A 21,359-nucleotide genomic window follows, 5' to 3' on the forward strand; every position below is an offset into this window, starting at 1 on the left:
TCGACCATGAAAGCCAAGTACCTGGCCCCGCTCGCGCTGGCCATTCTCGCACCGTCCGTGCAGGCCCACGAGGTCTGGATCGAACGCGACGGCACCGGTCCCGCGCGGATCTACCTGGGTGAACCCGAGGAAGTCCTTCCCCCCGAAGGCGATCCCGAGTTCGATCATCTCAAGGCGCCCAAGCTTGTCCCCGCCAGCAAGGCGCCGATGACGCGCAAGGCCGGCTATCTCGAAGTGGCGGTGCCTGCGGGCGACGTGCGCGCGCAGGATGACAGCGTCTTCGATCCCTGGGGCGAAGACGGCAAAAAGGAAGCCGTGGCCTATTACGCCCGCGCCGGCCGCGCCGATGCCCGCGCGGTCATGCCCTTCGAAATCGCTCCTGCCAGTGCCGGAGCCGATCGCTTCGTGGTCGTGCGCGACGGCAAGCCCGTGGCCGGGGCCGAAGTCACCGTGATCTCGCCGGACAAGTGGAAGAAGTCGCTCAAGACCGATGCCCAGGGCGTGGTCGCCGTGCCGGTGCGCGGGAAGGGGCGCTATCTGCTGACGGCCTCGCAGAAGGATGAAGGCGCCTTCGAAACCTCGGTCGGCAAAGTGGCCGTGCTGCACCGCATCGCCACGACCAGCTTCCTGGTCGATTGACCGGAACGACAAAAACGCCGCGGGGAGGCTTGCTCCCCGCGGCGCTTTTCGTGGTCAGGCCTTTCCGCCGGAGCGGAAACGGCGCCGAAGGAAACCTAGATTTCGTGACCGATGCGCTGTTCGGTCATGATCTTCCACCCGGTCATGAACAGGGCGCCGGCGAGCGGGCCGATCACGATGCCGCTGAGGCCCACCAGTTCGATCCCGCCCAGCGTCGTCACCAGCACCAGCCAGTCCGGAATGCCGGTGTCCCGGCCCACCAGCATGGGCCGCAGGACATTGTCGGCCAGGCCGATGACCAGCACGCCCGAACCGACGACCACGGCGCCCTGCCAGATCGCGCCGGTGGCCAGGAGGTAGACCGCGACCGGGGCCCAGATGATGGCCGGGCCGATGGCGGGCAGCAGGGCGGCAATGGCCATGAGCAGGCCCCAGAGCAGGGCGGCGGGCAGGCCCACGATGGCGAAAGTGATGGCGCCCAGCGCGCCTTGCGCCAGGGCGACCAGGCCGCTGCCCTTGATCGTCGCCCGCACCACGATCACGAAACGCTCCGACAGGCGGCGCGCCACGTTGAGTTCGAGCGGGAGCGCGCGCACCACGGCAGGGCCGATCTTCTCGCCGTCGCGCAGCAGGAAGAACGTCACATAGAGGCCCACGCCGAAGGCGAGGATGAAGGACGCGGCATTGGCGCCGATGGCCAGCGCGCGGCTGGCGATCACGCTGACGCTGTTGCTCACCGCCTCGCTGATGCGGGCCTGGGCGCGCTCGAAGGAGTTGAAGCCGAAGCCGTCGATCTGTTCCTGGATCCGGAAAGGAAGGGCGTCGTGGATCTTCTGGAAATATTCCGCGAAGTTGATCTGTCCGTCGCGCATCTGGGCGTAGACGCCGGCGGCCTGTTCGACGACCAGGCTGGTGATGATCAGCGCCGGGATCACGACCGCCACGGAAATGACCAGCAGGGTGAGGGCCGCGGCAAGGTTGCGGCGCTCCGGCCAGCGGGCGAGCAGGCGCTGGAACAGCGGCTGGAACAACAGCGCGGCCAGCGCGGCCCAGAGCAGGGCGCCGATGAAGCTCGACACCACGAGGGTGAGGGCGATGGTGATCGCGGCCAGGAAGAGGATCAAGCCCCCGTTCTCGACGCGCGCCCGGTTCATGGTCATTTCTGGAATTGCCCCTGTCGAAATTCGTCACGCGTCGAAACGCGCCGTTCCGCGCTTTGCTCCGCCGCCTTGCCGCCTGTCAATTCAGGCAAGCGGCAACGGCGGGCGCGTCAGGCATATTTGTACGGACCGCCGCTGGCGAGCGCGGCCTGATAGGCGGGGCGGGCGTGGATCCTGTCGAGCCAGGCCATCGTCGCGGGCCGGGCATCGTCCAGCCCGGCACGGCTGCGCGCGGCTTCCAGCGGGAAGCTCATCATGACATCGGCCGCGGTGAATGCGCTGCCGGCGAACCATTCGCGGCGCGACAGTTCCTGCTCCACGAAGTCGAGATGAACGTCGATCATCGGTTGCAGCCGCTTCTGGGCATGGCGCCCGAGGATGGGGATCTGGCCGAGCACCAGCTTGACCAGTAGCGGCGGCATCAGCGAGCCTTCGGCATAGTGCAGGAAGTGGCGATAGTGCAGCGCACCCTCGCGATCCTGCGGCGGGCCAAGGCGGCCACCGGCCTTTTCCGTGAGATATTCGATGATCGCGCCGGTCTCGGCGACCGTACGCGGGGCCTGCCCTGCGCCTCCGTCCTCGACAGGCGCGTCATCGACGATCACGGGCGATTTGCCGAGCGGATGGACTTTGCGAAGGCTGGGGGGCGCCAGCATCGTCTTCTCGTCGCGCTTATATCGGCGGACCGCATAAGGCAGCCCCAGCTCTTCCAGCAGCCAGAGGACACGCTGGGAGCGCGAGTTTTCAAGGTGATGGACAGTAATCATGCCGGACTTAACGCGGAAACCGGCAACAAGGTCCCGACAGCGGGCCTTCGAAAGGGACAAGGCCCGCCTGGCGCCATCGAAATGGAGCGCAGGCGGCCTTGTAAGGGGTTAGGGCTTTTCAGTGCCCGGAGCGCCCGGCTTCGGCGCCTTGCCGTCTTCGATGCGGCCTTCGTTACGAAGATCGCGGCCTTCCTGGGCCTTTTCCTGGCTTTCGGGCGACTTGCCGTGCTCGAAGGCTTCTTCCTTCACGTAGCCGGCGGCTTCCTTTGCTTGGCCCTTGATGCTCATTTCTCTCTCCTGGCGTTTCTGGTCACGAAGGACCGTGACCATAGGAAAGCGCGCGAGAAGCCGATTGGCTCCTGTGGGCATAAGTGCTCAGACCAGGCCGAAACCGCGCGCCGCCCACACTGGGCCGGCATGCCCGCTGGCCGGGCCGATCCTCAGAGCTGCGCGGCGTAGAGCGCGGGCCGGCCTTCGACATTGGCGCGATAGACCAGCCAGCGCCCATCCGGCGTGAAGTGCTCGTTCGGCTCCAGGGTATAGTCCTGGCGGGAGAGATCGACGATCCTCTCGCTTTTCAGCGATCCGGTCGCGATCAGGCGGTCTCCGTCCAGCGTTTCGGCGGCTTCGGGGGAAGGGTCCGGCACGGGACGGAAGAGGCTGATGAACTTGCCCGCATCGTTGCCGTCCCCGGCGACGACCGTGCCGTCCGGGGATGTGAGGTAGTGGTAGGATCCCTGGTCGGCCGCGACCTTGTACCAGGTGCGGCGTGCAGGACCTTTCGCCGCATCCCGGCCTGCGCCGATCTCGTGGCGGGCGAGCCAGAGCATGCCGCCGCGGGGCATCTGCAGGTCGTACCAGATCGCCTTGCCGTCGCTCGACCAGTATTCGTGCCCGGCGATCTCGCCCTGCATCGTGCGGTGGTGGATCCGGGTGAGATCGCTGCCGTCGGTGCGGATCGTCCAGATGCGATCGACCTTGTGCCAGGGGCCCTCGTGGCAGAACATCATCAGCGCCGGATCGGTGGGGGAGAACTGGACGTGGTTGAGCCAGTCGGTGGCACGGTGAATGCTGCGGGCGGCGCCCGTGGCGATATCGAGCGTGAAGATCTCCATCGGCACTTTCGCGGCCAGCCGGGCATCCATCCAGCGCGCCTTGGCTTCGGCGAAAGGCAGCGGGCGGCCCTGCGCGTCGGTACCGGAATAAGTGGGTGAGCCGGTCTTCGGATCGCGCCGGCCCTGCGCGGCGATCGCCGGCGGCGGAGGCGCCAGTTCGCGATGGCCGGCGAGCAGCGTATCGTCGGCATTGATGGATTCGATGCGGCCGCCGGGCATGCTGGCGACCTGCCGCGACTTGCCGGTGTCCAGGTCCAGCATCCAGACGGTGAACGGTCCCTCGCCATCGTCGCTGCCGGCCGGGCGGGTGGTGTAATAGGCCGTCGCGCGGGTATGGCCGGTGAAGAGCAGGCGGTCCACCTTGCCCCGGAACACCAGCCTGGTGGACCAGTCGCGGGTGGAGGCCGTGCGAATGCCTTCCGCCGTCAGGTAGACCATGCGGTCCCCGCCGGGCGTGAAGGCGTTGTAATTGAAGTAGAGGCCATAGACGCCGGGCCGGTCGTCCACCCGGACGATGCGGTGCCCGGTGACCGGATCGACCCATTCGCGCGGGCCGGGTCCAGCCGATGCCGATTCCGATCCCGATGCTGACGCTGGCGCCGCGAATATCAGCGCTGCGCCCGCTGCGCCCGCCACGAGTGCCGACAGGGCTCTGTTCATCCTCATCTCCGTTCCATTTTGCGAAATGGAATACCGGATATCGGGATCATGGCAAGCGTCGCGCCGGTGAGAGGCGGGTCGAAAAGGGTCCGGCCCCGGTCGCATTTGGGGACGACCGGGGCCGGAGGCTGGGCGGAAGGAACGCCGTGCGCCTTGGGGGCGCGGGGTTGGGGTGGGGCGGCGTTCCTTGCGCGGCGGTCCGGACCGGCTGGGGCGCCGGTCCGGTGGCCGTTTCCAGCCTTGCTCAGGCGCGGACGATCACCAGCCGATGGTGACCGATCCGCGCAAGGCGAGGTCGACATGGCCGTGGCGATCCTCGGCCGAGAGTTCGCCGCCCATCGTCAGTCCCAGCGTGCCGCCCACTGCGCGCAGGCGGGCAAACCAGCCGCTGGTGGCCTCGTCGCCGTCGAGCGTGAAGTTCTGGCCACCGGCGAAGTGGGCGGTGGTCGATCCGATGCCGCCGCTGACGATTTCGCGCCAGCCGCCCTCGGTCTCGACGCGGAACCAGTTCTCGTCGCGGCTCTGCATGCCCATGAAGTCGATGCCGAGGGTCAGGCCGCCGTTGACGCCCAGCTCGTCACTGGTGCGCGAAGCCACCGTGAGGTCGAGCGCCTTGCCGCCGCCGTTCTCGGTATAGCCGTCTTCCTTCAGGCGCACGTAGTCGACCGAGACGGCGGGACGGTAGAAGAAGTGGCTGCCGCCGCCCTCCCACGAGGCGCCGCCCGCTGCGGTCACGAACGTGCCGTTCCACTTGCCCTTGATCGTGCGGTTGACGTTCTCGGTACCGATCGCGCCGATGAACTGGCGCTCGCTGTCGTAGTTCGAACGGCCCACGGAGGCGCGGCCGAAGCCCTGTACCGCGCCGAACTGGCCGCGCCAGTGACCGGCGAATTCGAACGAGTTCGACTTGATCTCGCTGGTGCCGCCGCTGGTGTGGCGGTTCCACAAGTACGAGAACGTGCCGCCGAACCGGCCGAGCCCGGTGAGGTACTCCGCGCCCAGCGACATGGCGTAGCCTTGCAGGTTGTAGGCCGCGGTGCTGCCCGCGTTCTTGTCGCTGCCCCAGAACGAGAGGTTCATCGTCGTGCTGAACCGGCCTTCGCCCCAGACCGGGTTGACCGGGTCCATGAGCTGGCGCGCGAGCGTGCGTGCGCCGAGGCTGATGCCTTCGAACGCACCGCCCGCATGGTCGGGCAGCATCTGGCCCACGCTCTGGCGGAACTGGTCGCCATTGGTGATGCCCAGGAACACGTCCTCGATCTTCTCGTCCTGGCTGAGAGCCGTGAAGATCGCATTGTAGGCCGTCGCCTGCGAGCGGTTGAGGCCTAGTTCGGCCACGGTGCGGCGGGCAATGTCCACCACCAGGGTATTGGCGGCGGCGGTATCGTTCAGCGTGGCCTTGAACATGTAGGGCACAAGATCGGTCGCGGCCTTCAGCGTGTCGCGGCCCTGGATCGTGCCGGCAGTGAGCACCTGGTAGCTGCCTTCGGCGGTCGAGACGTCGGCCAGCTTGATCGAGAGCTTGGCCCCGTCCGCGAAGGAGGCGGTACCGGCGACGTTATAGGCCGAGCCCTGGCCCGGTGCCTTGTTCAGCGTCACCGCGAGGACGCCGTCCTTGCCGACTTCGAGGGACCCGATCGAGGCCGGCGTTTTCACGTCGAGCGTGCCGCCGGTGATCTTGACCGCGAGATTGCCGGCATTCGCCAGCGCGCCCGAGAACACCGAAGTGCCGGCAAGGGCAAGCGTATCGGTGCCGCCGCCGAAGTCCGCCGTGCCGACGAAGCGCGACGATCCCGCCAGGGTCATGCTGTCCGACCCGGCGCCGAAAGTGACATTGCCGGTCTGCACGGCGTCCCCCGAAAGCGAGAGGGTATTGTTGCCGCTGCCGAACGCGACGTTGCCGGTCACCGTGCCGTCGGCGATGTCGACCACGTCGTTGCCGCCGCCCAGCAGGATGTCGCCGACGATCGAGGGGGCGGTGAAGCCCGCGCCCACCTGGGTCTGCTTCACCGTCACGCTGCCGGCCGCCCTGGAGAGGTCGATGGCGATGTTCCTGCCCGATCCCGCCTTGGCGCCGGTGGCCGAGATGGCGCCGCTGTTCTCGACGAGGGCCAGCGTGCCGCTGGCATCGCTGATGGCGGTGGCCGAACCGTTCTCGTTGACCGCGGCTGCCTTGATCGTGCCGGAGTTGCGCAAGATGGGGAGGCTGGCGCCGGCGTCGATGCGGACGGCGACGGCCTGGGCGCCCGAGGCGCTGATGGTGCCGGCGTTCTGGATCAGCGGCGTGCTCGCCCCCGCGCCGAGGCGCAGGGCGGTGGCGGCGGCGTCCTTGGAAGTCGCGGCGACCGAGCCGTTGATGCCGATGCCGCCCGCGATGGTGACGTTGCCGCCAAGGCCGCCGATGGCCAGGCCATTGCCGTCGATGCCGGTGTAGAGGCCGTGCCCTTCGACGGTGCCGTCGATCTGGAGGCCGTACTTGCTGGCCGTGGCCGCAACCGGGCCGATGGCGATATCCCTGCCGGCCGCGCCGATCATCATGGCTGGCGCCTTGCCGTAGCTGGAGACCTTGGCCGCGCCTTCGGTGGCGTCGGGAATGCCGTCGCCATCCTCGTCGGCATTGTTGGGATCGCTGTCCTTGGGCGCCACGGCCAGGACGATGCCGCCGGTCACATTGCCCGCAACGACGATCGCGGAGCCGCCCTGAAGCAGGTCGTCGGCGTCGAGCTTGGAAGGATCGGCGGGCGGGGTGGGATAGCGGTAGCCGGTCGAGACGATCGAACCCTGCACCACCATCGCGCCGTTGACGTCGCCGCCGAACTGCGCGCCGATGGCGTTCTTGCCCTGGGCCTGGACCGAGCCGGCGAGGCGGACGTTGCCGTCGATCTGGCCGGTCTTCACGCCGATCGCGTTGTCGCCCAGCACGCTGGTCTTGCCGTCATGGGTGAAATTGCCGGTGAGCTTGCCGCCCAGCGAAACGCCTGCGGAATCGTTGCCCTCGATGGTGATCGTGCCGCTCTGGGTGATCTTGCCGATGTGATCGCCTTCGGTGCGGATGCCGATCCTGTTCGAGCCGAGCGCGAAGGGACCGTCGAGATCGCCGTCCTTGTCGTCGTCGGTCGGGGTATAGGGCTCGTCCAGCGTGATCGTGCCGGTGTTGACGATGTCGCCCGTGGTCCCGGCATTGGCGACGATGCCGCGCGCGCCGTTGGCATTGGTGACGGTCAGGGCGCCGGCATTGGCGACGTTGTTGTTGCTGTCCATCGTCACGGCCGTGCCGCCGGTCAGCACGACCGAGCCGTCCTTGGTCACGTTGATCGCGTCGGCCGCACCGGCCTTGATCGTCGAGGTGAGCAGCGGCGTGGTCTTCTTGGTCGTCACGTCTTCGGCGTGGGCTGCAGTCGCCAGTGCGAAAAGCGCGGTGGAAGCAAGCAGGTAGCGAGGCATCTTCGTCCCTTCAGGTCGTATTGACACCTGAGACGGAGACACTCGCCGGCAGCCTTGGAAAAAAGTTTCGCTTGCCGTCCGCGCTTGCCCGCCCGTCAGCAGGGAAGGCGGGGATCCGGCGATGGCCGGTGCGCGGATCGTGCCGTCAGAACCGCGCGTCGAGACCCAGGCGCAAGGTGCGCGGGCGCAGCGGCGTCACCTGCTCGCGGCCGGTACTGAACGGCGTGCCGAGCGAGAAGCGGTTGCCCTGGACATCGGCGAGGTTGGTCACGCTCAGGGTGAGGCCGTAAGCAGGCGTGCCGAAGCGCATGTCGAACCCGCTGTCGACGTAGTTGCCCTGGGGTGCGCCCAGTTCCGGCCCGATGCCGAGGCGCGAGCGGCCGATGTAATTGACCCAGCCGTTGGCGTTGATCGCCCAGTCTCCGTCCCGGAACCCGCCAAGCTCATGCGTCCATGCCAGGGCCGAGTGGCCGGCGAACCGGGCGATGTTCGGCACCTGCATGCCCCGCGCTGACACATAGCGCAGGACGTCCGCCCGCGACAGCGTAGCCGCTGCCAGGCCGACCGGCGCCAGCACGTATTGCACCAGCGCCGCGGACGGTTCGTCCACTTTGCTCTCGTTCCAGGTCGCGCCCAGTTCCACGCGCAGGCCGGGCGCGAGCAGCACGCCGCCCGAGATGCTGGCGGACCAGACGCGGCCGTCGCCGATGTTCGCCGTGCTGGGCAGGCCGGAGCCGTCGATGAAGTCTGCCTGGATGTCCCGCCAGCGCGTGTAGGAAAGGCTGAGCGCCATGTCGAACGGGCTGGCGCCGGCGCGGCCGTGGCGGGCACCGACTTCGAACGTGCCGGTGCGGTCGCTCTGGAAACGGCGCACGGCATTGCTCTCGATCGCGAAGCCGCCGGGGCGGAAGCCTTCCTGGTAGCGCAAGTAGAGCGAATCTTCCGGCGAGAAACGGGCGTTCAGCGCGAAGGAGGGCAGGAAAGTGCTCATCGTGCGTTTTGCCGTCACGCCCGAGGCGGCGAGCGCCATGGTAGTGGCCATGGCGATATCCTCCCCGTCGCCGCCGAGCCGCGAGCGGGTGAGGCGGCCGCCGCCGGTCGCCGTCAGCGGACCGGCCAGATGCAGGCTGGCCTCGCCGTAGAGCGTGAATTCGTCGATGGTGTTGCGCACCCCCGTCGCTGCCTTGCGCACCGACAAGGCCGGGCTCTGGAAGTCGCGATTGAGGGTGGTGCGGTTGTGGGTGTAGCTCGCGCCGAGCAGCCAGCCGAAGCCGTGCCGCTCGCTCTGCCAGAGGCGCGTCTCGTGCACGATCATGCGGGTATCGTTGGTCTGCGAGAACAGCCGCGGATCGCCGCCGGGCTCGCTGGCGTCATAATGCTCGTGCAGGTCCTGCGCGACGATCCCGGTGGTCGACCGCAGATTCACCGCGCCGATCCGTCCCGAGACCACGAACTGGCCGAGGGCATAGTCCGCCCTTGAGCCTTCGGGCACCCGCGCCGAGCTTTCCAGCGGCTTGCCGTCCCGGTCCGCATATTGGCTGTCGTCGGCCTCGGTGGTCTGGGCCAGCGCGAGCAGGTCCATCGTCCAGTCGGGCGCGATCCGGGCACGCAGGGCCACTTTGCCGCCCAGCACGTTGGAACGGTTGACGTTGGTGCGGCCGAGCAGTGGCTTGTCGATGTACCCGCCGGAGGTGGAGCTGTCCAAGGTGGCGCGCAGGGCCACGCTCTCGCCCGCGAGCGGCAGATTGACCGTTGCGCTGGCATCGGCACCGGGCGTGCCGTGCTGAGTCAGCGAGCCGCCCAGGATCACCGTGCCGCCCGTTTCCCCCATGACCGGGGCATGAGGCACCAGACGGATGATCCCGCCCAGGGATCCGGCGCCGTAGAGCGTGCCCTGCGGTCCTTCGAGCACTTCCACGCGGGCAAGGTCGGACAGGCGAAGATCCGGGTCCGGCGCATTGTAGGTCAGCCGCATGTCGCCCAGGTACTGGCCGACGGTGGCCTGGGTCGGGCCGGTGAAGCTGGAATCGGCGATGCCGCGGATGAACAGCTTGTTGCGCCCGCTGCCGAGATGGGTCGAGGACACGGTCGCCAACTGGCGGGTCAACTTCTCCGTCCCGCCCACGCCGCCCGATTCCAGCGCCTTGCCGTCAAGGATCGCGAGTTGGCCGGGCACATCCTCCACCCGCAAGTCGCGCTTGGTGGCCTGGACGACGATCGGCTCGCCGCGCGTTTCGACAGGGGCGGAGGGCGCTGCGGTTCGGGCTGCCTCACGAGGCGGGCGGGCGAGGGGCGCTGCGGGCCGCGCGGCTTCGAGCCGCCAGGCCGAGGGACCGACCGGAACGGCGCGCGCCCCGGCCGCGCGGGCAAGCCGGTTCAGCGCCTCGGCCACGGGCATGCGCCCCCGCAGTGCGGGGATCGGGCGGCGGGCAATCGCCGGATCGGCGATGACGATGCTGGTGCCGGTCTGGCGCGCCAGTTCGACGACGGCTTCGCTCGCCGTGCCGGCGCGCGTCAGCACGTCGGCATCGCGCGCCAAGGCGGTCGCAGGCATGGCCGCGAGGGCCGCCAGAAGCCACGCCGCACCCTTCACGATCAGCGCACGCCGATCACCCAGCGCGGATCGGCGCCGTCCGGCCTTTCGGCGCGGACCTCGACGCCGAGCAGCGGGCCGAGGGCGGCAGGGTCCTTGCGCAGCGGTGCCACCAGCAGCGAGCCCGAAACCTGCCGCTCGGCGCTGCCGGGCGCCACGCGGTAGTCCACGCCGGTCGCGCGGGCGAGATCGGCGGCCACGGCGCCGAGCGCGGTATCCTGGAAGGTCACCCGCCCGCCCCGCCATTCGCCCACTTGCTCCGGCGCGATCTTGCCCAGCGTATAGTCGCCGGACCGGCCGCGCCGCTGCAGGATCTCGCCCGGGGCGATGCGCAGGTCCTGCGCTTCGGGATTGAACTGCACGGCGCCTTCCGACACCGCAACGCTGAGGTCGCCGCTCTGGCTGCGCACGTCGAAGACGGTGCCGACGTCGACGAGGGTGTCCTTGCCCACGGTCACGCGGAACGGCCTGGCCTCGTCGTGGCGGACGGTGAAGAGCGCCTGGCCGCTTTCGAGCCGGGCGAAACGCGGGTCCTTGCGGTCGAACGCCATCGCGGTGCCGCCGGCAAGATCCACCCGCGTCTGCGCGTCGAGCACGACGGTGCGGACCTGGCCCGGTGCGGTCTCGATCCGGTAGAGGTCGCGGCTGCCGGCCTGCCACATCCACAGGCCCGCGACGAGCGCCAGCGAAGCGGCCAGCGCGCCGCCGATCCACGGCCGCGCCGACCGGCGCAGCGCGGCGCCTGTCGGAACGGGCGTTTCGCCCCCATCGTCATTGGCCGGCGCGGCGGCGGCGATCAGTTCGGCCCCGTCCAGAACGGACGCGGCGATCCGGTCGTAAGCGGCGGCATGGGCGGGGTTCTCGTCGAGCCAGCGCGTGAAGCCTTCCCAGTCCTCGAAGGCCGGATCGCCCGCGCGCACGGCCCAGTCGAGCGCCTCGGCCCGGATCTTGTCGTCTTCACTCATCGCGCGCTCCTTCTGCGGCGAAGACGGAGACAATGGGCGACGGCCTTGTTGTTCCGAGGCTGCCGGTCCCAGGCCCGTCGGTCTCAGGCCTTTCGATCTCAGGCCCCATCGCTGCGTTCCTTCCATTGGGCGAGCGCCCGATAAGCGATGCGCAAGTCGCTTTCCACGGTGCTGACGCTGATGCCGAATGCGGCCGCGATCTGCTTCTGCGCCATGCCGTCTATCCGGTGGCTGCGGAAAATGGCCGAGACGCGCGGGCCCAGGCTTTCGAGGAGGGAGAGCACGCGCCCGGCTTCCTGCGCGGCGGCAAGGCGGCGTTCGGCGGAAGGTTCGGGCGAGGCGCCGGCGTCGTCTGCATTCGCATCCGTCCAGTCGCGCTCACGCGTGCCGGATTGCCGGGCGGAGCGGAAGCGGTCGATCATCAGGAGGTCGGCGGTGCGGAACAGATAGGACAGCGGCGAGGCGACAGGGCCGGGGCTGCTGCGCGAGATCTTCAGCCACACTTCCTGGACGATGTCCTCCGCCGAATCTCCGGCGCCGCGCGCGCGCAGGAAGTGCAGCAGCTTGTCCCGATTCTCGAGAAAGGCGGCTTCCAGGCCCGATCGGGAGGGGGAAGGGGGTGAGGAGGGAGGCATGGTCGCGGTTTTCGCGGCGACAGATAGACTGTCCGCAGCCTCGGGGAAAGCCTCTGGCGCGCAAGGCCGGCGGGTGCGCGGCCCGGGTGCAGGGCCGTCTCGTCAGCGGTGCGCGGCGGCGGCGGCGCGGGATTGGATGGCGCGATCGGTGAACAGGGCCAAGGCCGCCATGGCGCCGCCGGTCAGGCCCGCGGTTCCCATGGCGATGATGACCGGCTGCGCCATGTCAGCGAAGCGGTTGGCGCGGTCGTGGAAGGGTTCGAGAAGGCGGGTCATGGCAGGGTCTTTCGCGGCGTTGGAGGCGGGATCTGTTTCCTCCGTTTCGGCCGTTCAGGGTATTGGGATAAGTTGGTTCGTCTTGTTCCAGTTTCTTGAAGGGTCGCGCCTTGCCTCGCGTCGCCGGCGCTGCACGTCAACAGATGCGCGCATGTGTGCTATTGCAAGTCGATAGCAATAATAGTAGTCGCGCCGCTATGTTTGCCGCTGCTGCCTTGCTCCCGGTTCCGATCGATGCCTCCCGCGTCGCTGCACCCGGACGTGGCCGCAGCAGGCGTCTTTCATGCGGAGCGGCGCATGGTGCGGTGAGAGTATTCACACCGAACGCCGCGCAATGTGCGGCACCGGCGTTCCCGGATGCGGGGCCAAGTCTGGCTTTCGGGCGTGAAAATGCAATTGCGTTGCAAGCCCGGCGAACCGGGCTACTAGGCGAAACCTCCAAGCCCATGATCCCTTTTCGCCTCTCCCGGCACCGGGCGCTTGCGCCTGCGATTGCATCTGCTATGCGCCGCCAGCGCGCGCATGGCGTGCGGAGGGGCGGCGGCTCAGTCGGTTCCGCAGCGATGCGGAATGCTTCCGGCCCCGCTGAAAGCCTTGACTCTGCGGGCTCGCGCCTGTTTGGGCCCACATGTGAGCTTAGCCACTCTACCACCCGAGGAATGAATTGATGAGCGACGGTCAGGCCGTGATGCCCACTCTTGAACCCACGACGGCCCTTTCGGTCGAGGAAGTTCTCAGCGTCCGCCACTGGAACGAGCACCTGTTCAGCTTCACGATGTCGCGCCCGGCATCGTTCCGCTTCCGCTCCGGCGAGTTCGTCATGCTCGGCCTCCAGGGCGAGAAGCGCCCACTGCTGCGCGCCTATTCGATCGCCAGTCCTTCGTGGGCCGAGGAAATCGAGTTCCTCTCGATCAAGGTGCCGGACGGCCCGCTGACCTCGCGCCTGCAGCTCGTGCAGCCGGGCGACCAGATCTATCTCGGCCGCAAGCCCACCGGCACGCTCGTCACGGACGCGCTGCTGCCGGGCAAGCGCCTGTTCATGCTTTCGACCGGCACCGGCCTCGCGCCGTTCATGTCGCTGATCCGCGACCCGGACGTCTATGACCTCTATGACGAGATCGTCGTCGTCCACTGCGTCCGCCGCGTCAGCGATCTGGCCTACCGCGAGGAGCTAGAAAGCCAGCTGGCCGAAGATCCGCTGGTGGCCGAGCAGGCGCTGGTGCAGCTGACTTATGTGCCCACCGTCACGCGCGAACCCTTCCATACCAGCGGCCGCATCGGCGCCCTGGTGGAAAGCGGCCGCATGTTCGAAGGTCTGAAGGGCGATGCGCGCTTCAACCCCGAGACCGACCGCGTGATGCTCTGCGGCTCGATGGACATGATCAAGGACTTCTCGGCCGACCTCGAATCCTGGGGCTTCACCGAGGGTTCGAATGCCAAGCCGGGCGACTTCGTCATCGAACGTGCGTTCGTAGGTTAAGGAAGTCCCGGCTTCTTCCGTTGCCTGTCACGCTCGGTCTATGATCGAGCGTGACACTTTACGGACGGCAGGGTGCTACCTATATACCGACCGGTATGAAATGTTCGGCCCCCACTACGACTCGCGGTCGTCCGCGTGAGTTCGACCCCGAAGAGGCGCTGACGGCGGCGCTTCGGGTGTTCTGGCAGCGCGGCTACGAAGGCGCGTCGATGGCGGAGCTGACCGAGGCCATGGGCATCACCAAGCCTAGCCTCTATGCCTGCTTCGGCAACAAGGAAGCACTCTTCAAGAAGGCGCTCGACCTCTACGAGCGCGACAAGCTGGCCTATGTCGGCAAGGCGCTGGAAGCCGCCACCGCGCGCGGCGTGGCCGAGCGGCTGCTGGAAGGGGCGATCACCACCCATTGCGGCGGCAGCGATCCGCATGGCTGCCTGGGTGTGATGTCCACCGTCACTTGCACGATGGAAGATCCCTCGATCCGCAACTTCGTCACCGAACGCCGGATCGCCACTGAGGATGCGCTCATCGAACGCTTCGAACGCGGCAAGACCGAGGGCGATCTGCCCGACACCGTCGATCCGCGCTGCCTGGCCCAATGCCTGACCACGGTGCTCCAGGGCATGTCCGTCAAGGCCCAGGGCGGTTCCTGCGCGCAGGAATTGAAGGGCGTCGTCGATACCTACCTGACGATGTGGCCGGGCCGTTAAGCGGCTTAAGCGCCGAATTCGCGCGCTTCCCCGGATCATCCTGAACGTGTGTCAGGTTGACGCCGCGTAAACGGGCCCTTCGAAAAAATCTCATTCAACCGGCGTTCAGGCCTTGAAATGAGCACTTTCGAACAAATCTTACCAAGCGGTACAGAAAGTCGCTTGACGGGATACTGCACCGCAATATATACCGCTTGGTACAGAACGAGGTAACCCGACTCGCCGCTTGAGGGAGTAGCGGGGGCCAAGTTCCCAAGGGTCCGGTCAACCGGGCCTCCCCTCGGTGCCGCCTGTCCCCGCAGGTGACTCCTAGAATACGAACCTGTGCAGAAGACGTTTTCGGAAGTGCGATTCCGGGGAGTGTCTTTCTGTGTCCCAAGACTTTCCGACGCCCCTTGCGCCGGAGAACCCCGGCGCGCGCCCTTTTTCCCCTCCTGTCCCGAGGGCGCGTGCCGGGCACTTTCCAGGGAGCACGAATCATGGCCTTCATCGACTTTTCCGATGCGGCGCTCCAGGCGCTGCCCGTAACCCGCCCCATTCCCGAGACGCCCCTTGGCGCCGTGTCCGAAATCCTCTCGCGCTTCGAGCGCAGGATCGTCGAACTGGCGCGGGGAGATGGTCTCGAAACGCTCCGGCCGCAGCGCAAGCGCGGCTGGTTCGCCCGCCTGATCTTCGGCCCGCAGCCGCCTTCGCCCACGCTCGCCAACGAGGAGCTGGAAGCGCTGCGCCGCCTGGCGGTCCAGGCCTGGCATCATGGCTACACGCTGCCCGCTTCCGTCATGAAGGAAGCCCGCGCGGCCGGCCACAGCGAAGCCAAGATCGGCGCCGTCATCGATTTTATCGGGCGCTCCCGCGCCCCGTTCCGGAGGCTTGCCGCGTGAATTTCCCCGTATCCCCAGAAACCCTCGCCGCGGCGGAAGCGGAAGCCGAGCTTCCGCGCAGCCGCCCGCGAGGCCGCCCGTCCCGCGGGCGCCAGGCCGCCATTGCCGCCATCGCGCTGGTCGCGGTGGCGGGCATCGGCTGGAAAACCTTCAGCCACTCCGAAGCCGACGCAGCGCCGATGGCGCCTGCCGTCGTCCAGGCCGCCAATCCGCTGATGCGCGACGTGACCGAGTGGGACGACTATGTCGGCCGCTTCGCACCCAGCAAGTCGGTGGAAGTGCGCCCGCGTGTCTCGGGCGCGATCACGCAGCTGTTCTTCAAGGACGGCGATTTCGTCCGCGAAGGGCAGCCGCTGTTCACCGTCGATCCGCGTCCCTACCGCGCTTCACTGGCCGAGGCGCAGGCCGAAGTGGCCTCCGCCCAGAGCGCGCTCGTCCTTGCCAAGTCCGACTATGCCCGCGTCGCCGGGCTCAAGGGTGACGAGGCCATGGCCGCCAGCGAAGTCGACCAGCTTCGCGCCAAGGTCCGCGCTGCCACTGCCGCGCTGGCCGCCGCCGATGCTCGCGTGCGCCAGCGTTCGCTCGACGTCGAGTTCGCCACCGTCCGCGCGCCGATCTCGGGCCGGATCTCCGACCGCCGCGTGGACGTGGGCAACCTCGTCTCGGGCGAGAACGGCACCGGCGCCACGCTGCTGACCACGATCAATGCCGTCAGCCCGATCTACTTCACGTTCGATGCCTCCGAAGCGCTGTTCCTCAAGACCCAGCGCGAGAAGGCCGAGCACAAGGACGCCGCCAACGTACAGGTCCGCCTCCAGGACGAGGCGGCCTATCGCTGGAACGGCAAGCTGGACTTCACCGACAACGGCCTCGACCCGCGCTCGGGCACGATCCGCGTGCGTGCCGTGCTCGACAATCCAGACGGCTTCCTGACGCCGGGCATGTTCGGCAACATGCGTCTGGCCGAAGGCGGCACGGTCAAGGCCATGCTGGTGCCCGACGATGCGATCCAGTCCGACCAGGCCCGCAAGGTGGTGCTGACGGTGGGCAAGGACAGCGTAGTCGCGGCCAAGCCGGTCGAACTCGGCCCGCTGGTGGACGGCCTTCGCGTCATCCGCTCGGGCCTGGCCCCGACCGACCGCGTCGTCATCTCCAACTACCAGGCCGCCATTGCCGGCGCCAAGGTCAATACCCGCCGCGGCCAGATCGCGGTGGATCCCAAGGCGGCTGCGGTCGTCTCCGGTCCCAGCGCGCCCGTGGCCGCGCAGGCCACGCTCGCCAACTGACATTCACCCATCGGGGGAGCGGTCCTCGACCTGAGTGACCGCTCCCCGTGACAGGGGCATATTCTCATGCGATTTTCCCGGTTCTTCATCGACCGGCCGATCTTCGCAGGCGTCATCGCGGTGATCCTCACCGTGGTGGGTGCGCTTGCGTTCTTCGGCCTGCCGGTCAGCCAATATCCCGACATCGTCCCCCCGACGGTGACGGTGACCGCCCAATATCCCGGCGCTTCCGCCGAAACCGTCGCCGACACCGTGGCCGCTCCCATCGAGCAGGAAATCAACGGCGTCGACGACATGCTCTACATGTCCTCGCAGTCGACCGGCGACGGCAAGGTGACCATCACCGTCACCTTCAAGATCGGCACCGACCTCGATGCCGCGCAGGTTCTCGTGCAGAACCGCGTCGCCATTGCCGAACCGCGCCTTCCCGACGCGGTGCGCGCGATGGGCGTGGTGACGCGCAAGACTTCGCCCGAATTCCTGATGGTCGTGAACCTGCAGTCGCCCGACGGCACGTTCAACCGTGACTACCTGTCGAACTATGCGCTCACGCAGGTCAAGGACCGCCTCTCGCGCCTGAACGGCGTGGGTGACGTGCAGCTGTTCGGCTCGCGCGATTACGGCATGCGCATCTGGATCGATCCCACCAAGGCCGCCGCCATGAACCTGACCGCGGGCGAGATCGTCGCCGCGCTGAAGGCCCAGAACGTGCAGGTCTCCTCCGGTGCGATCGGCGCGCCGCCGTATGATCGCGGCAATGCCTATCAGGTCGGCGTCGAGATGCAGGGCCGCCTGACCACGCCCGAGCAGTTCGGCGACATCGTCGTGCGCACCGATGCCGAAGGCCGCCAGGTCCGCGTGCGTGACGTGGCGCGCGTGGAACTGGGCGCGCAGGACTACACCACCAACACCTACCTTTCCGGCAAGCCCACGGTCGTGATCGCCGTGCTGCAACGCCCGGGCTCGAACGCGCTCGATGCCGCCAAGGCCGTGCGCGCCGAGATGGACGACGTGGCCACGCACTTCCCCAAGGGCCTCGAATACTCCGTCATCTACAACCCCACCGAGTTCATCGGCCAGTCGATCGACGCGGTGTACCACACCCTGTTCGAGGCGGTGATCCTCGTCGTCCTCGTCATCCTCGTCTTCCTCCAGAACTGGCGCGCCGCCGTCATTCCGATCATCGCGATCCCGGTCTCGCTGGTCGGCACCGCGATCATGCTGGCGGCGGTCGGCTACTCGCTCAACAACCTCTCGCTGTTCGGGCTGGTGCTCGCCATCGGCATCGTCGTCGACGACGCGATCGTCGTGGTCGAGAACGTGGAACGCTACATCGAGGAGGGCATGTCTCCGCTGGAGGCTGCTCGCCGCTCGATGGACGAAGTGACGGGCGCCCTGATCGCCATCGTCCTGGTGCTCTGCGCGGTCTTCGTGCCGACGCTGTTCATCACCGGCATGTCGGGCCAGTTCTACAAGCAGTTCGCCGTCACGATCACCACCGCCACGGTGATCTCGCTGGTGCTTTCGCTCACGCTGTCTCCGGCCCTGGCGGCGATGCTGCTGAAGGAACGCCATGCCCTGCCAGAGGGCGCCCCGCGCTGGAAGCGCACGCTGCAAGGCGCCGCGGACAGGTTCAACCACGGCTTCGAACGCATGAGCGAGGGCTATGCCCGCCTCACGCTGACGCTGGTGAAGCGCCCGGTGAAGATGATGGCCGGTTATGCCGCGCTCATCGCCGCCACCGTGGGCTTGTTCTGGGCGACGCCTGCGGGCTTCATCCCGAACCAGGACCAGGGCTACTTCCTCGCCGCGATCTTCCTGCCGCCGGGCTCCTCGCTCAACCGCACGGACGAAGTGACGCAGGAAGTCGCCAAGCGCATCCTGCCGGTGAAGGGCCTGCGCGGCGCGGTGATGTTCGCCGGTTTCCACGGTCCTTCGCAGACCGCCGCGCCGGACGCCGCCGCCATCTACTTCCCCTTCAAGAGCTTCGAGGAGCGGAAAGCTCTCGGCGTGACCTATGAAGGGATCATGGCCCAGGCCCAGGCCGCGATGCAGGGCTACGACAAGGCGCAGGTCCTGCTGATCCCGCCGCCGACCATTAACGGCATCGTCCCCCCGGGCGGCTACCGCATGGTCGTGGAGGACAAGGAAGGGCGCGGTCTGGCCGAGCTTCAGAAGGCGGCCGGCGCGCTGATCGCCAAGGCCAACCAGGCCCCCGAACTGAGCCAGGTCTATACCCTGTTCACCATGAACACCCCGCGCGTCTTCGCCGACGTCGACCGCCGCAAGGCGGACATGCTGGGCGTCTCTCCCGCCAAGGTCTTCGAGGCGATGCAGGTCTACCTCGGTTCGGCCTACATCAACGACTTCAACCTGTTGGGGCGCACTTATCGCGTCACCGCGCAGGCCGATGCCGAGCATCGCGGATCCACCGCGGACATCGCCAACCTCCAGACCCGCTCGGACTCGGGCGCGATGGTACCGGTCGGCTCGGTCGCGACCTTCAAGGACCAGACCGGCCCCTACCGCGTGGTGCGCTACAACCTGCACCCGGCGGTGGAAATCGACGGCAGCTACGGCAAGGGCTATTCCTCGGGCCAGTCGCTGGCGACGATGGAGAAGATCGCAGGCGAAACCCTGCCTTCGGGCTACGGCACCGAGTGGACGGGTATCGCCTATCAGCAGGCCACCGCGGGCAATACCGCCGGCGTGGTGTTCGGCATGGCCGTGCTCTTCGTCTTCCTGGTGCTCGCCGCCCAGTACGAGAGCCTGACCCTGCCGCTGGCGATCATCCTGATCGTGCCGATGTGCCTCTTCGCGGCCATGCTCGGCGTGAACCTCAGGGGGATGGACAACAATATCCTCACCCAGATCGGTCTCGTCGTGCTGATTGCCCTTGCCGCCAAGAACGCGATCCTCGTGGTCGAATTCGCCAAGCAGGCCGAGGAGGAACGGGGCTATTCGCCGGTGGAGGCAGCCGTCTACGCGGCCCGCACCCGCCTGCGCCCGATCCTGATGACCTCGCTGGCCTTCATCCTCGGCACGGTGCCGCTGGTGATCGCCAAGGGTGCGGGCGCTGAGCTTCGCCAAGCGCTGGGCACGGCGGTGTTCTTCGGAATGACCGGCGTCACCGCCTTCGGCCTGTTGTTCACGCCTACCTTCTATGTCGTCTGCCGCAAGCTGGCGGCCTCCCTGCGGCGCAAGCCTGCAGCGGGTCATCACGCCAGCCACGCGGTCGTGCCGGCGGAATGAAAGGACGCAAGATGTCCCTGAATATCAAATCCTTGGTCGCGGGACTTCTCGCCGCGACGACCCTCTCGGCCTGCGCCGTCGGACCCGACTATGTCGCGCCGACGCCGCCGGCCCAGGCAGCGGCGCCCTTCGTGGGCGTCCAGACCGCCGAAGTCACGGCCGCCGCGCCGGACGATACCTGGTGGCGGCTCTACAACGACCCGGTGCTTGACGGCCTGGTGACCGATGCCCTGGCCGCCAATACCGATGTGCGGGTGGCCGTGGCGCGGATCGAGAAGGCCCGCGCCAGCCTGCGCGGCGCCCGCTCGGACCGCCTGCCGCAGACCGACGTCAGCGCCAGCGGGACCTATGGCCGCGTTTCCGAAGCGCAGGCTCTTCCCGGTTTCGATCGGGAAGGGCGCCGCGTGGATGGCCAGCTTGCGGTCAGCTACGAACTCGACCTGTTCGACCGCGTTTCGCGCGGGGTCGAGGCCTCGCGCGGCGATCTCGGCGCCGCGCAGGAGGATGCCGATGCGGTGCGGGTGACGGTCGTCGCCGATACCGTGCGCGCCTATGTCGATGCCACCAGCGCCGCCGACCAGCTTGGCGTTGCGCAGCGCACGGTGGACCTGCTCGACCGCTCGTCGCGCATCACCAATGCCCGCTTCGAGCGCGGCCTCAACGAGAAGCTCGACGTGATCCGCGTCACCCAGCTTCGCGAGCAGCAGGCGGCGATGATCCCGAGCCTCCAGGCTGCCCGCGATGCGGCGCTGTTCCGCCTCGCGACCCTGACCGGGCGCACCCCGCAGGACCTGCCCGAGGCGGCGCGGACCCGCACCACCACGCCGGACGTGAGCAGCCCGATTCCCGTGGGTGACGGCGCCACCCTGCTGGCGCGCCGCCCCGACGTGAAGGCGGCGGAGCGCCGTCTTGCGGCGGACACCGCCCGCGTGGGCGTGGCCACGGCCGATCTCTATCCCAAGATCACGCTGGGCGGATCGATCGGCACCACGGCAGTCGGCGCGACCGACATCTTCGGCGGCGGACCGCTGCGCTGGCTGCTCGGGCCGATGATTTCCTGGGCTTTCCCCAACCAGGAAGCGATCCGTTCGCGGATCGGCGGGGCCAAGGCCGATGCCAAGGCCGATCTTGCCAGTTTCGACGGCACCGTGCTGCGCGCGCTGGAGGAGACCGAGACGGCGCTTTCGGCCTATCGCAACGCCCTGCTGCGCAAGGCGCGCCTCGCCTCGGCCCGCGATGCGGCGGAGCGGGCGGCGAACGTCAGTCTGGCGCGCGAGACCAGGGGCCAGATCGATGCGCTCGACGTGCTCGACGCCCAGCGCACGCTGGCCCAGTCCGAAGCCGACTATGCAGCGGCGACCCGCGCCGTGGCCTTCGCGCAAGTGGACTTGTTCCGCGCGCTGGGTGGCAGCTGGCAGGAAACCTGACGGGCTTCGCGGCTCAAACGAAAGGGGGCGGCAAGGTGATGCCTTGCCGCCCCCTTTTCGTATCGGCCGTTG

The 21,359-nt window shown here is 68.0% G+C and carries 16 protein-coding genes; 7 read left to right on the forward strand and 9 right to left on the reverse strand.

All coding sequences use genetic code 11. The features are described from left to right. Positions 1-6: 6 nt before the first annotated feature. Positions 7-639, forward strand: coding sequence for a DUF4198 domain-containing protein (locus tag ACZ1J6_RS21770; protein ID WP_431568632.1), 633 nt, complete (start codon positions 7-9; stop codon positions 637-639). 95 nt (positions 640-734) lie between these two features. Here ACZ1J6_RS21770 and ACZ1J6_RS21775 read toward each other — a convergent pair whose 3' ends face one another. The 9 genes from ACZ1J6_RS21775 to ACZ1J6_RS21815 all read right to left on the reverse strand — a co-directional run bounded on the left by ACZ1J6_RS21775 (position 735) and on the right by ACZ1J6_RS21815 (position 12,254). Continuing rightward, on the reverse strand, positions 735-1,799 hold the full coding sequence (locus ACZ1J6_RS21775) for an AI-2E family transporter (RefSeq protein ID WP_132261628.1): 1,065 nt from the start codon (positions 1,797-1,799) through the stop codon (positions 735-737). 110 nt (positions 1,800-1,909) lie between these two features. Then, positions 1,910-2,566: a glutathione S-transferase family protein gene (locus tag ACZ1J6_RS21780; protein ID WP_431568633.1), complete on the reverse strand. Its 657-nt coding sequence runs from the start codon at positions 2,564-2,566 to the stop codon at positions 1,910-1,912. Positions 2,567-2,674: 108 nt separating this feature from the next. Next, a complete protein-coding gene (locus ACZ1J6_RS21785; protein ID WP_132261631.1) occupies positions 2,675-2,854 on the reverse strand; it encodes a hypothetical protein in 180 nt (59 codons plus the stop codon). Positions 2,855-3,006: 152 nt separating this feature from the next. Further along, positions 3,007-4,341, reverse strand: a complete 1,335-nt coding sequence (locus tag ACZ1J6_RS21790; protein ID WP_431568634.1) for an oligogalacturonate lyase family protein — start codon at positions 4,339-4,341, stop codon at positions 3,007-3,009. Between the two features lie 258 nt (positions 4,342-4,599). Beyond that, on the reverse strand, positions 4,600-7,785 hold the full coding sequence (locus ACZ1J6_RS21795) for an autotransporter outer membrane beta-barrel domain-containing protein (protein WP_431568635.1): 3,186 nt from the start codon (positions 7,783-7,785) through the stop codon (positions 4,600-4,602). A gap of 145 nt (positions 7,786-7,930) precedes the next feature. Next, positions 7,931-10,339 carry a TonB-dependent receptor gene (locus tag ACZ1J6_RS21800; RefSeq protein ID WP_431568636.1) on the reverse strand — a complete coding sequence of 803 codons (2,409 nt, stop codon included), beginning with the start codon at positions 10,337-10,339 and terminating at the stop codon, positions 7,931-7,933. A 41-nt stretch (positions 10,340-10,380) separates the two neighbouring features. Continuing rightward, positions 10,381-11,343, reverse strand: coding sequence for a FecR family protein (locus ACZ1J6_RS21805; protein WP_431568637.1), 963 nt, complete (start codon positions 11,341-11,343; stop codon positions 10,381-10,383). 98 nt (positions 11,344-11,441) lie between these two features. Further along, positions 11,442-11,978, reverse strand: a complete 537-nt coding sequence (locus tag ACZ1J6_RS21810) for an RNA polymerase sigma factor (RefSeq protein WP_431568638.1) — start codon at positions 11,976-11,978, stop codon at positions 11,442-11,444. Between the two features lie 102 nt (positions 11,979-12,080). Beyond that, a complete protein-coding gene (locus ACZ1J6_RS21815) occupies positions 12,081-12,254 on the reverse strand; it encodes a hypothetical protein (protein ID WP_431568639.1) in 174 nt (57 codons plus the stop codon). Between the two features lie 667 nt (positions 12,255-12,921). Between ACZ1J6_RS21815 and ACZ1J6_RS21820 the strand changes: the two genes are divergently transcribed. From ACZ1J6_RS21820 to ACZ1J6_RS21845, 6 genes are all read left to right on the forward strand, one after another. Next, complete coding sequence (locus tag ACZ1J6_RS21820; RefSeq protein ID WP_132261641.1) at positions 12,922-13,734, forward strand: ferredoxin--NADP reductase; 813 nt, start codon at positions 12,922-12,924, stop codon at positions 13,732-13,734. A gap of 95 nt (positions 13,735-13,829) precedes the next feature. Continuing rightward, the gene (locus ACZ1J6_RS21825; RefSeq protein WP_431568640.1) at positions 13,830-14,441 is read left to right on the forward strand and encodes a TetR/AcrR family transcriptional regulator; all 612 of its coding nucleotides are present in this window, start codon (positions 13,830-13,832) and stop codon (positions 14,439-14,441) included. A gap of 479 nt (positions 14,442-14,920) precedes the next feature. Beyond that, positions 14,921-15,322 carry a hypothetical protein gene (locus tag ACZ1J6_RS21830; RefSeq protein ID WP_132261645.1) on the forward strand — a complete coding sequence of 134 codons (402 nt, stop codon included), beginning with the start codon at positions 14,921-14,923 and terminating at the stop codon, positions 15,320-15,322. After that, a complete protein-coding gene (locus tag ACZ1J6_RS21835; protein WP_431568641.1) occupies positions 15,319-16,608 on the forward strand; it encodes an efflux RND transporter periplasmic adaptor subunit in 1,290 nt (429 codons plus the stop codon). Before ACZ1J6_RS21830 ends, ACZ1J6_RS21835 begins: the two co-directional genes overlap by 4 nt. 66 nt (positions 16,609-16,674) lie before the next feature. Continuing rightward, on the forward strand, positions 16,675-19,860 hold the full coding sequence (locus tag ACZ1J6_RS21840; RefSeq protein ID WP_431568642.1) for an efflux RND transporter permease subunit: 3,186 nt from the start codon (positions 16,675-16,677) through the stop codon (positions 19,858-19,860). An 11-nt stretch (positions 19,861-19,871) separates the two neighbouring features. Next, positions 19,872-21,287: an efflux transporter outer membrane subunit gene (locus ACZ1J6_RS21845; protein WP_431568643.1), complete on the forward strand. Its 1,416-nt coding sequence runs from the start codon at positions 19,872-19,874 to the stop codon at positions 21,285-21,287. Positions 21,288-21,359 lie beyond the last annotated feature (72 nt).

This window comes from Novosphingobium sp. BL-S-21, from assembly GCF_055521655.1.